This is a genomic window from Actinomycetota bacterium (assembly GCA_005774595.1).
In the GTDB taxonomy this organism is placed as follows: Bacteria; Actinomycetota; Coriobacteriia; order Anaerosomatales; family D1FN1-002; genus D1FN1-002.
In genome coordinates this window covers 1-14,240 of the sequence record VAUM01000016.1, presented here as the reverse complement: position 1 = coordinate 14,240, position 14,240 = coordinate 1, and the positions used below count along the sequence as shown (strand labels likewise).

General features: G+C 69.8%; 15 protein-coding genes. 12 read left to right on the top strand and 3 right to left on the bottom strand.

The genetic code is table 11. From position 1 onward, the window contains the following. The 6 genes from tsaD to ychF form a co-directional block, all read left to right on the top strand. Positions 1 to 1,056, top strand: a 1,056-nt coding sequence (gene tsaD, locus FDZ70_01555; protein TLM80250.1) for a tRNA (adenosine(37)-N6)-threonylcarbamoyltransferase complex transferase subunit TsaD, incomplete at its 5' end; no start/stop codon positions are given. 49 nt (positions 1,057 to 1,105) lie between these two features. Further along, complete coding sequence (locus FDZ70_01550; GenBank protein TLM80249.1) at positions 1,106 to 1,564, top strand: co-chaperone GroES; 459 nt, start codon at positions 1,106 to 1,108, stop codon at positions 1,562 to 1,564. Positions 1,565 to 1,610: 46 nt separating this feature from the next. Beyond that, complete coding sequence (gene groL, locus FDZ70_01545) at positions 1,611 to 3,236, top strand: chaperonin GroEL (protein TLM80248.1); 1,626 nt, start codon at positions 1,611 to 1,613, stop codon at positions 3,234 to 3,236. Positions 3,237 to 3,421: 185 nt separating this feature from the next. Further along, on the top strand, positions 3,422 to 5,029 hold the full coding sequence (locus FDZ70_01540) for a hypothetical protein (GenBank protein TLM80247.1): 1,608 nt from the start codon (positions 3,422 to 3,424) through the stop codon (positions 5,027 to 5,029). A gap of 152 nt (positions 5,030 to 5,181) precedes the next feature. Continuing rightward, positions 5,182 to 5,514, top strand: a complete 333-nt coding sequence (locus FDZ70_01535) for a hypothetical protein (GenBank protein ID TLM80246.1) — start codon at positions 5,182 to 5,184, stop codon at positions 5,512 to 5,514. A 54-nt stretch (positions 5,515 to 5,568) separates the two neighbouring features. Next, on the top strand, positions 5,569 to 6,633 hold the full coding sequence (ychF, locus tag FDZ70_01530; protein TLM80245.1) for a redox-regulated ATPase YchF: 1,065 nt from the start codon (positions 5,569 to 5,571) through the stop codon (positions 6,631 to 6,633). A gap of 22 nt (positions 6,634 to 6,655) precedes the next feature. Here ychF and FDZ70_01525 read toward each other — a convergent pair whose 3' ends face one another. Then, a complete protein-coding gene (locus FDZ70_01525; protein TLM80244.1) occupies positions 6,656 to 8,431 on the bottom strand; it encodes a hypothetical protein in 1,776 nt (591 codons plus the stop codon). 205 nt (positions 8,432 to 8,636) lie between these two features. On the opposite strand from FDZ70_01525, the gene FDZ70_01520 reads away from it, so the two are divergent. Both FDZ70_01520 and guaA read left to right on the top strand, forming a co-directional pair. Beyond that, a complete protein-coding gene (locus FDZ70_01520) occupies positions 8,637 to 9,812 on the top strand; it encodes a GuaB3 family IMP dehydrogenase-related protein (protein ID TLM80243.1) in 1,176 nt (391 codons plus the stop codon). Between the two features lie 8 nt (positions 9,813 to 9,820). Then, positions 9,821 to 11,359: a glutamine-hydrolyzing GMP synthase gene (guaA, locus tag FDZ70_01515; GenBank protein ID TLM80251.1), complete on the top strand. Its 1,539-nt coding sequence runs from the start codon at positions 9,821 to 9,823 to the stop codon at positions 11,357 to 11,359. Between the two features lie 9 nt (positions 11,360 to 11,368). On the opposite strand, the gene FDZ70_01510 is transcribed toward guaA, so the two are convergent. Then, the gene (locus FDZ70_01510) at positions 11,369 to 11,788 is read right to left on the bottom strand and encodes a putative toxin-antitoxin system toxin component, PIN family (protein TLM80242.1); all 420 of its coding nucleotides are present in this window, start codon (positions 11,786 to 11,788) and stop codon (positions 11,369 to 11,371) included. Continuing rightward, positions 11,788 to 12,012: a ribbon-helix-helix protein, CopG family gene (locus FDZ70_01505; protein TLM80241.1), complete on the bottom strand. Its 225-nt coding sequence runs from the start codon at positions 12,010 to 12,012 to the stop codon at positions 11,788 to 11,790. The genes FDZ70_01510 and FDZ70_01505 overlap by 1 nt, the downstream gene beginning before the upstream one ends. Before the next feature lie 252 nt (positions 12,013 to 12,264). Between FDZ70_01505 and FDZ70_01500 the strand changes: the two genes are divergently transcribed. The 4 genes from FDZ70_01500 to FDZ70_01485 all read left to right on the top strand — a co-directional run. Beyond that, positions 12,265 to 12,543 (top strand): chorismate mutase, encoded by a 279-nt coding sequence (locus FDZ70_01500; GenBank protein TLM80240.1) that lies wholly within the window; start codon positions 12,265 to 12,267, stop codon positions 12,541 to 12,543. Further along, complete coding sequence (gene aroF, locus FDZ70_01495; protein TLM80239.1) at positions 12,540 to 13,337, top strand: 3-deoxy-7-phosphoheptulonate synthase; 798 nt, start codon at positions 12,540 to 12,542, stop codon at positions 13,335 to 13,337. Before FDZ70_01500 ends, aroF begins: the two co-directional genes overlap by 4 nt. 74 nt (positions 13,338 to 13,411) lie before the next feature. After that, entirely contained in the window at positions 13,412 to 13,618 is a 207-nt protein-coding gene (locus FDZ70_01490) for a hypothetical protein (protein TLM80238.1), read from the top strand. A 60-nt stretch (positions 13,619 to 13,678) separates the two neighbouring features. After that, the coding region (locus FDZ70_01485; GenBank protein ID TLM80237.1) for a DNA helicase UvrD at positions 13,679 to 14,240 on the top strand (562 nt) is incomplete at its 3' end.

The following is a 14,240-nucleotide window of genomic DNA, read 5'->3' as shown; positions in this document are numbered from 1 at the left end:
CGCCCCCCGGTCCACGCGGCGCCGGACCCGATCGCGGACGCGCCCGACACCGACGTCATCCTCGCCATCGAGACCTCGTGCGACGAGACCGCCGCCGCCGTGCTGCGCGGCGGGCGGCACGTGCTCTCGAGCGTCGTGGCGAGCCAGGTCGACTTCCACTCGCGCTTCGGCGGCGTCGTGCCCGAGATCGCGTCGCGGAAGCACACCGAGGCGATCGTGGGCGTGGTGGACGAGGCGCTCGAGCGTGCGGGGGTGGGCCTCGGCGACCTCACGGCGATCGCGGTCACGCACGGACCGGGGCTCATCGGCGCGCTCGTCGTGGGGCTCGCGTATGCGAAGGGGCTCGCGCTGGCGACCGGGCTGCCGCTCGTAGGCGTGAACCACCTCGAGGGCCACATCTTCGCGAACGTGCTCGCCGACCCGACGGTCGCGCCGCCGCTCGTCGCGCTGCTCGTCTCGGGCGGGCACACGTCGCTCGTCCACGTGCCGGAGTGGGGCGTCTACCGAACGCTGGGCTCCACGCTCGACGACGCGGCGGGCGAGGCGTTCGACAAGGTCGCGAAGGTGCTGGGGCTCGGCTACCCGGGAGGCCCGGTCATCTCGCGCCTGGCGGCGGAGGGCGACCCGACGGCGATCCGCTTCCCCCGCGCGATGATCGACTCGGGCGACTACGACTTCTCGCTGTCGGGACTCAAGACCGCGGTCATCAACCACGTGCGGCACGAGCGCGAAGCGGGCCGCGAGCCCGACCACGCGGACCTGGCCGCGTCGTTCCAAGCGGCGGTACTCGACGTCCAAGTGGCCAAATCGGTGCGTGCCGCCAAGGAGATGGGTGTGCGCACCTTCTGCCTGGGCGGGGGCGTGGCGGCGAACCCGGCGCTCCGCGAGGCGCTCAAGGCCGCGCTGGCGGCAGACGGCGTGCGTCTGAGCGTGCCGCCGCTCCAGCTGTGCACCGACAACGCCGCGATGATCGGCGCCGCGGCGCACTACCGCCTGTGGCGGGGCGACCTGCTGCGTCTCGATGCCGAGGCGGCCGCGGACCTGCCGCTGGCATGACCCGCTGAGCGCCACATCTGAGCGCGCCTGTATCAACCCTCGTTATGGAATGCCTGTTCAAAGGGGTTGTGTCCCGCGCGTTGTCAGTCTAGAATCCCGACCGCTGGCACTCGGAGGGTCTGAGTGCCAAGCCGACGGGGAACCCTCCGTCGCGAAGGATGTCGGACAACGCGGCGGGAGGCCCGCCGCATCGAGGAAGCCAGGAGGGCAGACAGTGAAGCTGAAGCCGTTGGGCGATCGCGTGATCGTCAAGCCGAGCGAGGCCGAGGAGCAGACCAAGTCGGGCCTGTTCATCCCGGACACCGCTCAGGAGAAGCCCCAGAAGGGCACCGTCATCGCCGCGGGCGAGGGCAAGGTCAAGGACGACGGCACTCGCGCGCCGATGGACGTGAAGGTCGGCGACGTCGTCATCTACAGCAAGTACGGCGGCACCGAGGTCAAGATCGAGGGCGAGGAGCACCTCATCCTGCGCTCCGAGGACATCTACGCCGTGGTCGAGGGCAAGTAGCCCTCACCTCACCCGACACGAGGATCGAAGGAGGCAGGACACCCGTATGGCCAAGGACATCCGTTTCGATGAGGCCGCCCGCCGCGGCATCGAGGCCGGCGTGAACAAGCTCGCCGACGCCGTCAAGGTCACGCTCGGCCCCAAGGGCCGCTACGTCGTGCTCGAGAAGAAGTTCGGCGCGCCGACCATCACCAACGACGGCGTGACGATCGCCAAGGAGATCGAGCTCGAGGATCCGCTCGAGAACATGGGCGCCCAGCTCGTCAAGGAGGTCGCCACCAAGACCAACGACGTCGCCGGTGACGGCACCACCACCGCGACGCTGCTCGCGCAGGTCATCGTGCGCGAGGGCCTGCGCAACGTGGCCGCCGGCGCGAACCCGCTCGCCATCAAGCGCGGCATCGAGAAGGCCGTCGACGCCGTCGTCGAGCAGATCAAGGATCACGCCAAGGAGATCGAGGACAAGGAGGAGATCGCCAACGTCGGCGCCATCTCCGCCGCGGACGAGGCCATCGGCGCGAAGATCGCCGAGGCGATGGAGGTCGTCGGCAAGGACGGCGTCATCACCGTCGAGGAGGGCCTGACCTTCGGCATCGACATCGAGACCGTCGAGGGCATGCAGTTCGACAAGGGCTACATCAACCCGTACATGATCACCGACGCCGACCGCATGGAGGCCGTGCTCTCCGAGCCGCTCATCCTCATCGCGAGCCAGAAGATCGGCAACATCCAGGACCTGCTCCCCGTGCTCGAGAAGGTCATGCAGGCCGGCAAGCAGCTGCTCATCATCGCCGAGGACGTCGAGGGCGAGGCGCTCGCCACGCTGGTGGTCAACAAGCTGCGCGGCACGTTCGTGTCCGTGGCCGTCAAGGCGCCGGGCTTCGGCGACCGCCGCAAGCGCATGCTCGAGGACATCGCCATCGTCACCGGCGGCGAGGTCATCTCCGAGGAGCTCGGCAACAAGCTGGAGAACGTGCAGCTCGCCCAGCTCGGCCGCGCCAAGACCGTCAAGGTCACCAAGGAGAACACCACCATCATCGACGGCGCGGGCACCGAGGACTCGATCAAGGCCCGCATCGCGCAGATCAAGGCCGAGATCGAGAAGAGCGACTCGGACTTCGACCGCGAGAAGCTCCAGGAGCGCCTCGCCAAGCTGTCCGGCGGCGTGGCCGTCATCAAGGTCGGCGCGGCCACCGAGGTGGAACTCAAGGAGAAGAAGCACCGCATCGAGGACGCCCTGCAGGCGACCCGCGCGGCTGTCGAGGAGGGCATCGTCGCCGGCGGCGGCGTCGCGCTCGTGGATGCCATGCCCGCGCTGGACACCCTCGAGCTCGATGCCGACGAGATGCTCGGCGTGACGATCATCCGCAAGGCGCTCGTCGAGCCGCTGAAGATGATCGCCTCCAACGCCGGCTTCGAGGGCTCGGTCGTGGTGGAGAAGGTCAAGGCCGAGAAGAAGGGCGTCGGCCTCAACGCCGCCACCGGCGAGTACGGCGACCTGCTCAAGATGGGCGTCATCGACCCGGTCAAGGTCACCCGCTCGGCGCTGCAGAACGCCGCGTCGATCGCCGCGCTGATCCTCATCACCGAGGCGTCCGTGAGCGACATCCCCGAGAAGGCCGATGCCGCTGCCGCCGCTGCCGCCATGGGCGGCGGGATGGGCATGATGTAGCGCGTCGCACCAGCACGCACGATCCGCGAGAGGCCCCCGGCGACACCGCCGGGGGCCTCTTCACGTGATCCAGCCGGTATCCGGTGGGAACCTCACCCGTTCATCCTCGCGAACGGGTACAGTCGTGTCAGGAGGAGCGCCCCTGCGGAGGAGACGGGGGCGCGCGACATGAACGGAGGGGTCGAATGAAGCGAGCGGGCAAGGTTCTCGCCGTCGTCCTGGTCGCGGCGCTGGTGATGGCGCTCGCGGCACCGGCGACGGGGCTGGCCATCGGCAAGGGGGGCAAGGACGACGCGAAGCACGCCGGGCCCAAGATCGATCCGGGGCCGGTGGCGCTCGCGCCGTTCATGCCCGACCTGTGGGAGGACGACGACACGACCCAGACGGCCACGCCCATCGATCTCGATGAGCTCGTGGACGGCCAGATGTACGTCGAGCACACGCTCGACGGCGTGGCCGGCTCGATCGTGGCTCCCTCGGCCGTGGCCGACTCGGTCGCGACCTGTGACGAGGACTGGTACACGTTCTGGGCCGCCGAGGGCGACGTCTTCTACTGCGAGACCACGTTCCTCGCCGGCGCGTCGGACTTCGACACCGAGATCGGTGTGTACGATGAGGCGAACGTCCAGGTCGAGTACGAGGACGACAGCGACTACTTCCCGTCGTACGCGGGCGAGATCGTCTTCGAGGCGCCGCACGACGGCCAGTACTTCCTGCGGGTGCGGCCGCTGGGCGGGTTCAACACCTCCGGCGTCTACGGCATGTGGTTCGGCACCGGCTGCTTCCGCCGCGCCGCCGGCCCCAACCGGTACGCGACGGCGGCTACGCTGTCGGGCCGGTTCTGGGACAACGCGGTGACCCCGTCGTATGGTACCTACCCGAACTGCATGGTGGTCGCGAACGGCGCGCGGTTCAGTGATGCGCTGATCGGCGGCGTGCTCGCCAGCGCGAATGGCGGGCAGCTGCTGCTCACCGCACCCGATGCGTTGCCGCAGGAGACCGCTGACGAGGTCGCCCGCGCCCTGACATCGTCGTTCTTCGACTACTACTCACCCGTCGTGTTCGTGATGGGCGGCGAGGACGCGGTCAGCGCCGAGGTCGCACAGGAGATCGGCAACCTTGCGATGGTGGACGACGTCGTGCGGGTCGGCGGGGCCGACCGCTACGAGACCGGCTACAACGCAGCGATGCTGTCGGACGCTGACGACATGCTCGGCAACCGGGCGTTCGTCGTGAGCGGGGAGGCGTGGCCCGACGGGCTGTCGGCCAGCGCGCTCGCGTGCAACGACTACAGTGCGCTCCTGCTCGTGCGGCCGGATTCCGTGCCCACCGAGACGATCGACGCGATCGCCGACCTCGGGGTCACGAACGTCGTGATCATCGGCGGTGTGGGTGTCGTGAGCCAGGACGTCCAGGACGATCTCGCGGCGCTGCCGGGGGTCACGACGGTCGAGCGCGTGGCCGGCCCGGACCGCTACGAGACCTCGCGCCTCGTGGCCGAGTGGGGCAACGACAACGACGACTTCTACAACGACACCTGCATCATCGCGACCGGCCGCAACTTCGCCGACGCGCTGGCCGCGGGGCCGTTCAGCTGGAACATGTGGGAGGACTTCGGTGTGGGCGAGCCGGTCCTGCTCACTCCGGGTGATGAGGCGGGCGACGCGCTCGTGCAGTACCTGGACGACAACGACGTGTTCGACATGGGCTACATCCTCGGCGGGACCGCTGCCATCTCCGAGGATGCGCACGCGGAGATCGACGCCGCTGCGACCTTCTCGCAGCCGCTCTAGGAATCTCACGGCACGGCGGAACCACGCGCGGCCCGGGGGGCGACTCCCGGGCCGCGTCGCGCTCCGGCGCGCCATGGTGTGGCGTGGTCGCCTCGCCGCTGGTACCCTCTCGTGTGCACGCTTCCGCACGGGGGATGGGAACGAACTCGAGCATGGAGAAGGATCTTCGAGAGGTCATGCGCACGTTCGCGCAGCTCAAGCAGGACCACACGCATGACCGCGACCAGTCCAACAACTACGGCTGCTTCAACGTCGAGGGCTGCCGCAACTGCAACTACACCTTCAACTCGAGCGAGTGCGTGGCGTGCCACAACTGCGACTCGTGCTTCGACTGCGTGCAGTGCGTCGACTGCCGCGACTGCGCGTACTGCGTGGGCCTGAACGGCGCACGCTTCCACTTCCTGAACACCGAGTACACCGAGCTCGAGTACTACAACAAGCTGCGGTTCTACGGCATCAAGTGGGAGGTCGAGTCCGGCATCTAGCCGGCCGGCCCGCCCAGCCGCCGCGTCGCTCACCTCGAGAAGGGGCGCCTCCTTGTGTCGCTGTCCATCGGCATCGTCGGGCTGCCGAACGTCGGCAAGTCCACCCTGTTCACGGCGCTGACCCGCAAGGCCGCGGTCGCGTCGAACTACCCGTTCGCCACCATCGAGCCGAACGTCGGCATGGTGCCGGTCCCGGACGCGCGCCTCGACCGCATCGCCGAGATCGTGTCGCCCGAGCAGGTCGTACCGGCGGTCGTCGAGTTCGTGGACATCGCGGGGCTCGTGCGCGGCGCGAACGAGGGTGAGGGCCTCGGCAACCAGTTCCTCGCCAACATCCGCGAGGTCGACGCCATCGCCGAGGTGGTGCGCTACTTCTCGGACCCCGAGGTCATCCACGTCGAGGGGCGTGTCGACCCGGACGGCGACGTCGAGACCATCCGCACGGAGCTCGTGCTCGCGGACATGGGCACGCTCGAGCGCGCGCTGCCGCGCTTGGAGAAGGACGCGAAGCGCGACAAGGCGCTCGAGGCCAAGGTCGCGCTGGTCGGGCGCCTCCAGGCGTGGCTCGACCAGGGGCACCGGGCGGCCAAGATGGAGATGACGCCCTACGAGCGCGAGCTGCTGCGCGACCTGCACCTGCTCACGATGAAGCCGATGCTCTACGTCGCCAACATCGACGAGAGCGCCATCGGCGGCGACTTCGCGCCGATCGACGGCCAGGCGCCGATCCCCATCTGCGCGAAGATCGAGTCCGAGATGGCCGAACTCGCGCCCGATGAGCTTGCCGAGTACCTGGAGTTGGAGGGACTCGCCGAGCCGGGCCTCAACGCGCTCATCCGCGCCGCGTACGAGCTGCTCGGGCTGCAGTCGTTCTTCACGGCCGGCCCCAAGGAGGCGCGCGCGTGGACGGTGCGCGCCGGGGCGAAGGCGCCCGAGGCGGCGGGCGTGATCCACACCGACTTCGAGCGCGGCTTCATCAAGGCCGAGGTGGTCGGCTACGAGGAGTTCGACGCGCTGGGCGGCGAACAGGGCGCGAAGGCGGCCGGCAAGCTGCGCATCGAGGGCAAGGACTACGTGATGCGCGACGGCGACGTCGTGCACTTCCGCTTCAACGTGTGAGCGTGCGCGCCGGCGCGGCGCCCTACTCCCGGTCGGACTTGTACAGCATCCAGTCCGTGAGGTACGGCTGCGCCACCGTGCCGCCGATCATCGTGAAACCGGTGATGCGCGGCCGGTCGTTCGTGATCCACTCGCGCGTTCGCGCGGCGAGTACGCGTCCGCCCGTGAGCAACACCGGCCTGCGCTGCGCCGCGGCGTAGGGCGCGAGCGCGAGCGCGTCCGCGGGGGAGTTCCCGTTGGCGACGAACGGCGTGAGCGTGGCGTACGAGCCGTAGAACGCACGCAGGACGGCGGCGTTCGTGGCCCAGCGGTCGGCGCCGTACACGCGGACCACGTTCGCCATGCCGGCGAGCTGAGTCGCGGGCACCGCCGCGTCGCCGCCGATCACCATCGTGCGCGTGTGTGGCAGCGCGAGGGCGAGTGTGGTCGCGGTGGGCATGTCCGACGTGCGCGCGAGCACGATCGGGTGGCGGTACGTCGCCGCGATCGGCGCGATCGACAGCGCGTCCGCGATGACGTCGCCGTTCGCGACGATCACCGTGCCGGTCGGGGTGATGCCGACCTCCTCGGCGACACGCGCCGCGGTCTCGTACTTGTCCTCGCCGGCGATTCGGCGCACGTACGCCCGGTCGATGCCTGCGGCGGCGGCGGCCTCGTCGAGCACTGAGTCGGCGATGGTCTCGGTCGATCCGACCGCGACGATTTCGCTCACGTGCAGACGCGCGATCTCGGTGCGAGTGGAGGTGGGCAGGACCGAGGCGCTCGTCAGCAGCGAGGGACCGCGCAGACGGGCGGCGAGCGGCGCGGCGACGAGCGCCTCGTGGTAGGCGTTCCCGCCCACGAGCACGCACGCGGGCGCGCATCCCGGCCAGCCCACGCCCGAGATCCGCGCCGCGGTGTGGTAGCGGTCGGCCCCGGCGAGCCGCGGGTACGCGGCGCGGTAGGGGTCCTCGAGCAGCCAGCGCGCGACGCCCTTCGCCACACCCGCGGCGATCCTGCGGCGGAACGCCGGGCTCTTGAGCAGCGACGCGTCGTAGGCGTTCGAGATGTAGGCGCCCTCGACGAGGATCGCCGGAGCGTTCGTCCAGCGCAGGACGTAGAAGTCCGACACCCACGCGCCGCGGTTGTTCAGTCCGGTCTCGGAGACGACCGACTCCTGCACGAGCGACTTGAGCCGGCTGCCCAGCGGGTCGCGCCCGCTCGCGTGCGTCTCCGTGCCGTGCGCGGAGGTCGCCGGCGCGCCGTTGTTGTGCACCGAGATGAACAGGTCGACGCCGGCGAGGTTCGCGCGGTCGCAGCGCGCCTGCAGGTCGTCCTTGGGGATCGGGGTGTTGCCGGTCAGCCCGTCGCGGGCGTACGCCCACCGGTCGGTGGTCGCGGTGTAGTTCCAGGTGGCGATGTCGCGCAGCTCGACGGCGCGGTCCGAGTCGCGCGTCATGATGACGGTGTGGCCGCGCGCCTCGAGTTCGGTGCGCAGGTCCCGCGCGATCCACAGGTTGACGTCTTTTTCGCGCAGACCGTTGTGGTTCGAGTTGCTGTACGGCCCGCCGTGCCCCGGGTCGATGCAGATGGTCAGCGCGTGCGCTGCCGCGGGGTATGCGAGGAGGGCGGCCGCTGCGAGTGCGGCTGCGAGGAAGGCCCGCGCCCGGAGGCGCCCTGCTGCGACGTGTGCTACGACCACGGCTTCCTCTTCGTCGAGGAGTCCCGGGGGCGATTCTAGCACGGCGAGGACCCGAGGGCGCCTTCGAAGCGGTCCGAGCGCTCGGAAACGCGCATCGGAACCGCCCCACACACCCACCTGAAAGGTCTACAATGATTCGCTACCGAGAGGACCCGCGGCGAAGCGGCCGCGGGCTTCCGCACAACGGTCGGCAGGACTCCGAAAGCAGACCAGGCCACAGTCCCTTCTCTCGGGGATGGCCTGGTCTGGCGTCTATCAGGAGATGAACCGGTTGGATCACGGTCACGAGGACACATACGGCTCAGCGAGTCGAGGAGGAAGCATGGAAGTCGAGATCGGACGCGGCAAGAACGCTCGGAGGGCCTACGGCTTCGATGACATCGCCATCGTACCCTCACGCCGCACGCGGGACCCGCGCGACGTGGACATCACCTGGCAGTTCACGTTCCGCGGCACGGACTACACCTTCCCGCTGCCGGTCCTCGCCTCGGCCATGGACGGCGTCGTGGACCCCGGCTTCGCGATCACGATGGGCAAGCTCGGCGGACTCGCCGTGCTCAACCTCGAGGGCATCCAGACCCGCTATGCCGACCCCGCGCCCCAGCTCGACGCCATCGCCTCGTTCGAGGCGGGCGAGGCCACCCGCAGGATGCAGGAGATCTACGCGGCCGAGGACGTGAAGGCCGACCTGGTCAAGCAGCGCGTGGCCGAGATCAAGGCCGGCGGCGTGCTCGCCGCGGCGTCGCTGACCCCGCAGAACGTCGAGCGCTTCATCGGCCCGGCCATGGACGGCGGGCTGGACGTCCTCGTCATCCAAGGCACGGTGGTCTCGGCCGAGCACGTGAGCAGCTACGACAAGCCGCTCGACCTCAACGCGTTCGTCGAGGGCCTCGAGATCCCGTGCATCATCGGCGGCTGCTGCTCGTACCAGGGCGCGCTGCACCTCATGCGCACCGGCGCGGTCGGCGTGCTCGTGGGCGTGGGCCCGGGCCACGCGTGCACCTCGCGCCGCGTGCTCGGCATCGGCGTGCCGCAGTGCACCGCCATCGCCGACGCGGCCGCCGCGCGGCTGCGCTACCTCGAGGAGACCGGCCAGTACGCGCACGTCATCGCCGACGGTGGCCTGCGCAGCGGCGGCGACCTCGCGAAGGCCATCGCCGTGGGTGCCGACTGCGTGATGATCGGCTCGCCGCTCGCGTCCGCCTCGGAAGCGCCGGGCCGCGGCTACCACTGGGGCATGGCGACCTTCCACCCGGACCTGCCGCGCGGCACGCGCGTGCGCGCGGGCGTGAAGGGCACGCTGTCGGACATCCTGGTCGGGCCCGCGCACGAGAACGACGGCACGCTGAACCTGTGCGGCGGTCTGCGCACCTCGATGGCGACGTGCGGCTACGAGAACCTCAAGGCGTTCCAGAAGGCCGAGGTCATGGTCGCGCCGGCGCTGCAGTCCGAGGGCAAGGCACTCCAGCGCGAGCAGCGCGTGGGGATGGGCACGTAGTGTCGGTGCTGCACGACCAGCGGCCCGTCCTCGTCGTCGACTTCGGGGCGCAGTACGCGCAGCTCATCGCGCGGCGCGTGCGTGAGGCGCGCGTGTACTCGGAGATCGTGCCGTGCGACATCACGCCCGACGAGCTGCGCCGCCGCGACCCGGCGGCGCTCATCCTGTCCGGCGGTCCCGCGTCGGTGTACGCCGACGACGCGCCCGGGATGGACAAGGCGATCTACGACCTCGGTATCCCGATCCTCGGCTTCTGCTACGGCATGCAGCTCATGGCGGTCGACCTCGGAGGCGCCGTCCCGCGCACCGACGTCGGCGAGTACGGTTTCGCCGAGCTCAGCGTCGACTTCGAGGACTCGGCGCTGTTCGACGGCCTGCCCGAGACGCAGCAGATCTGGATGAGCCACCGCGACTCGGTGGGCACCGTGCCGCCGGGCTTCCGCGCTACCTCGCACACGGGCACCACCGCGATCGCCTCGATGGAGGACGCCTCGCGCCGGCTCTACGCCACGCAGTTCCACCCGGAGGTCGCGCACACCGTCCACGGCCAGGAGATGCTCAAGCACTTCCTCTACGACGTGGCGGGCTGCTCGCCGACCTGGACGATGGTCAACATCATCGACGAGGTCACCGAGGCGGTCCGCGCGAAGGTCGGCGACGCGCGCGTCATCTGCGGGCTGTCGGGCGGCGTGGACTCGTCCGTGGTCGCCGCGCTGCTGCACCGCGCGATCGGCGACCAGCTGACCTGCGTGTTCGTCGACCACGGCATGCTGCGTCTCGACGAGGCCGAGCAGGTCGTGCGCACGTTCCGCGACCAGTTCCACATCGACCTCGTGCACGTCGACGCCGAGGAGCGCTACCTCGCGCTGCTCGCGGGAGTGACGGATCCCGAGAAGAAGCGCCACATCATCGGCACCGAGTTCTGGCACGTCTTCTTCGAGGAGGCCGCGAAGCTCGAAGGAGTGGAGTTCCTTGCGCAAGGGACGCTCTACCCCGACGTCATCGAGTCGGGTCCCGGCAAGGCGGCCAAGATCAAGAGCCACCACAACCTCATCCCGTTCCCGGAAGGCGTGCACTTCGACCTCATCGAGCCGCTGCGCTCGCTGTTCAAGGACGAGGTGCGCGAGGTCGGCGCCGAGCTCGGCCTGCCTGACGAGATCGTGCACCGGCAGCCGTTCCCGGGCCCCGGCCTGGCGGTCCGCATCATCGGCGACATCACGCACGAGAAGCTCGCGATCCTGCGCGCGGCCGACGCGATCGTGCGCGAGGAGATCGGCCGCTGGGACGAGGGCCGTGAGGTGTGGCAGTACTTCGCGGTGCTGCCGGACATCCGCAGCGTCGGCGTCATGGGCGACGAGCGCACCTACGCGCACCCGATCATCATCCGCGCGGTGTCTTCGGCCGACGCGATGACCGCCGACTGGGCGAGATTGCCCCACGACCTGCTCGCCAAGATGAGCAACCGCATCATCAACGAGGTCGAGGGCGTGAACCGCGTCGCCTACGACATCACGAGCAAGCCGCCCGGCACCATCGAGTGGGAGTAGGCGGCCGGTTCAGCGTACGGCGTCGAGATAGCGCGCGAACGCGGCGGGGCTGAGCACGCGCGGCGTCGTGATGCCGAGGCCCCCCAGGTGCGCATCGCCCGTCACGAGCAGCGCCGCGCTCCCGCCCGACGCGAGTGCGAGCAGGTAGTCGTCGGAAGGGTCGGGGGAGAGCGCCGGCATCTCGGCAGGATCCGGGATCAGGATCGCGGTGCGCTCGAACCGGTCCGCGAAGGAGGCCGCCGCATCCGCCTCGATGCGCGACGCGATCGCCGGCCTCGCCAGTACCCCGCGTAGTTCGGCGAGCAGCGCGGGGCAGGCGATCGCGTCGTACTCGCCGGCGTGGAGCGCCCGGACGAGACTCGCCGGCGTGCTGGCAGGCGACAGTACGGCGGCGACCAGCACGTTCGTGTCCAGGACGACGCGCAGCACTACAAGCCCGCGCGGTACCGGTGCGCCTCCTCGACGGCGAGGGCGAGCGCCTCGTCGTCGCTGAGGTCAGTCCGGCCCCAGGCGGCCGCGGCTTCCATGCCGACGTAGCCGCGCAGCGCGGACTCGAACACCTCGGAGTCGGACATCCCGGTGCGTGCGGCCAGCACCTTCGCGCTTCTCAGCACGTCCTCGTCGAGGTACACGGTCGTCTTCTTCTTGGCCATGGCGGCAGTATGACGGAATGACGGCAAGAAGGCAAGACGCATCTCCTGATCAGTCGACCGGCCGCACCCGCAGCGCCGGCGCCCTTCGGCCAGGCGACCCACGCGACCGTCTTCGCGCCCACGTGCGGGCGCATCGCGCGCATGCGCTCGTCGGCTCAGTGTGGGTCGCGGAAGCGAATGTACCCCGCGCGGCGCGTCCGCGTACAATGCACACCACACGTCACGGCCCCCGTTCGAGAAAGGCCGCCCAACATGTCCGACACCGACGACGCCAAGTCACGCATCGCCGAGCTGCGCGAGCAGATCGACGCGGTCGACGGCGACATCGTCCGCCTGCTCAACCGCCGCGCCGAGCTGGCGCTCGCGATCCGCGCCGAGAAGCCGGCCGCGCACCTGTCGCTGTACGACCCCAAGCGCGAGGAGGAGATCTTCGCCCGGGTGGCCGAGCACAACGCCGGCCCGCTCTACGGCGACAACCTGCGCGAGATCTACGAGGCGATCCTGCACGTGATGAAGGAGCTGCGCGGGTGAGCGCTCAGGACGCACGCGCCATAGGCGCGGTCGAGCGGGACGGCGCGGTCACGATCATCGCGGGGCCGTGCTCGGTCGAGACGCGCGACCAGATGGACGAGGTCGGGGCGTGCCTCGCCGAGATCGGCGTGAAGGTCATGCGAGGCGGGGCGTACAAGCCGCGCACCAGCCCGCACGCGTTCCAGGGGCTCGAGGAGGAGGGCCTCAAGATCCTGCGTGAGACGGCCGACAAGCACGGGCTGCTCTTCGTCACCGAGGTCACCGACTCCGTGCACGCCGAGGTCGTGGACGCGTACGCCGACATCCTCCAGATCGGCACGCGCAACATGGCGAACTTCAGCTTGCTGAAGAAGATCGGCCAGGTCACCGCCGAGAGCGGCAAGCCGGTCGTCTTCAAGCGGGGCATGTCGGCGATGATCCAGGAGTGGCTGCAGGCGGTCGAGTACATCACGATGCTCGGCAACGAGAACGTGATCCTGTGCGAGCGCGGCATCCGCACCTTCGAGACCGCGACGCGCTTCACGCTCGACATCACCGCGGTGCCGGTGGTCAAGAAGTTGTCGCTGCTGCCGATCATCGTCGACGTCTCGCATCCGACCGGTCAGGCGGACCTCGTGCCGTCCGTGTCGAAGGCGGCGGTCGCGATCGGGGCCGACGGCATCATGGTCGAGGCGCATCCCGACCCCCGCGCGGCACTGTGTGACGGCCCGCAGTCGCTCGATCTAGAAGGATTAAGGCGGCTGGTCGTCGAACTCAAGTCGGTAGCGGAGGCAGTAGGCCGCACACTCGCGTGACGGCCCCGCGTCCGCGCGTCCGGCCAAGCGCGGGACCGGGGTCTTGGCGAGCGATCGGCGGGGGGCCACGGCAGTTGTCCGAGGGCGAACACACCGCACCCGTGTGCATGTACTGCGGCGCCTGCGCGCCGCGCCTCGGGCCGTGCCACGTCTGCTCGCGAGGTGTGTGCGAGCAGTGCGGCAACGTCCAGCACATGCAGGGTGAGCGCCGCGTCGTACACAACGCCTGCCTGAAGAAGACCGGCGGTGGCTTCTCGATGATCCGCCTCGTGGACGACTGACGGCGAGGCGCGCTCCACCCCGCTCCGCGCGTCCGTGCCCTGCGCTACACTGGCTCGGCCATGAGCCTCGACCTGACGCATCTCAACCCCGCCCAGCGCGACGCCGTGCTGACCACCGAGGGCCCTCTGCTCGTGCTCGCGGGCGCGGGCTCGGGCAAGACGCGCGTGCTCACGTACCGCGTCGCGCACATCGTCGTCGACTGCGGCGTGCCCGCCGACGCGGTCCTCGCGATCACCTTCACGAACAAGGCCGCCGACGAGATGAAGCGGCGTCTCGGCGAGATCCTCGGCCCGCACGCTCGGCGCTTGTGGGTGATGACGTTCCATGCGATGTGCGTGCGCTTCCTGCGCGCCGACGCGGAGGCGCTCGGGTACACGAGCGCGTTCACCATCTACGACGAGGACGATTCGAGGCGCGCGCTCAAGGCGGTCGCAGCGGAACTGGACATCGACGAGAAGCGCCTGCCGGTCGCGCGCATCCGCGGTGCCATCTCGAAGGCGAAGAACGAGCTCGTGAGCGCGGACGCGTACGCGGAACGCGCCGCCACGCCTCCCGAGAAGCTCATCGCCAAGGCGTACCGGCTCTACCAGCGCCGGCTCGCCGAGGCCAACGCGATAGACT

Bases quoted from the DNA above. Each gene is read 5' to 3' on its own strand.
- FDZ70_01550 (TLM80249.1), top strand. From the start codon at position 1,106: ATGCCTGTTCAAAGGGGTTGTGTCCCGCGCGTTGTCAGTCTAGAATCC.
- groL (TLM80248.1), top strand. From the start codon at position 1,611: ATGGCCAAGGACATCCGTTTCGATGAGGCCGCCCGCCGCGGCATCGAG.
- FDZ70_01540 (TLM80247.1), top strand. From the start codon at position 3,422: ATGAAGCGAGCGGGCAAGGTTCTCGCCGTCGTCCTGGTCGCGGCGCTG.
- FDZ70_01535 (TLM80246.1), top strand. From the start codon at position 5,182: ATGGAGAAGGATCTTCGAGAGGTCATGCGCACGTTCGCGCAGCTCAAG.
- FDZ70_01520 (TLM80243.1), top strand. From the start codon at position 8,637: ATGGAAGTCGAGATCGGACGCGGCAAGAACGCTCGGAGGGCCTACGGC.
- FDZ70_01505 (TLM80241.1), bottom strand. From the start codon at position 12,012: ATGGCCAAGAAGAAGACGACCGTGTACCTCGACGAGGACGTGCTGAGA.
- FDZ70_01500 (TLM80240.1), top strand. From the start codon at position 12,265: ATGTCCGACACCGACGACGCCAAGTCACGCATCGCCGAGCTGCGCGAG.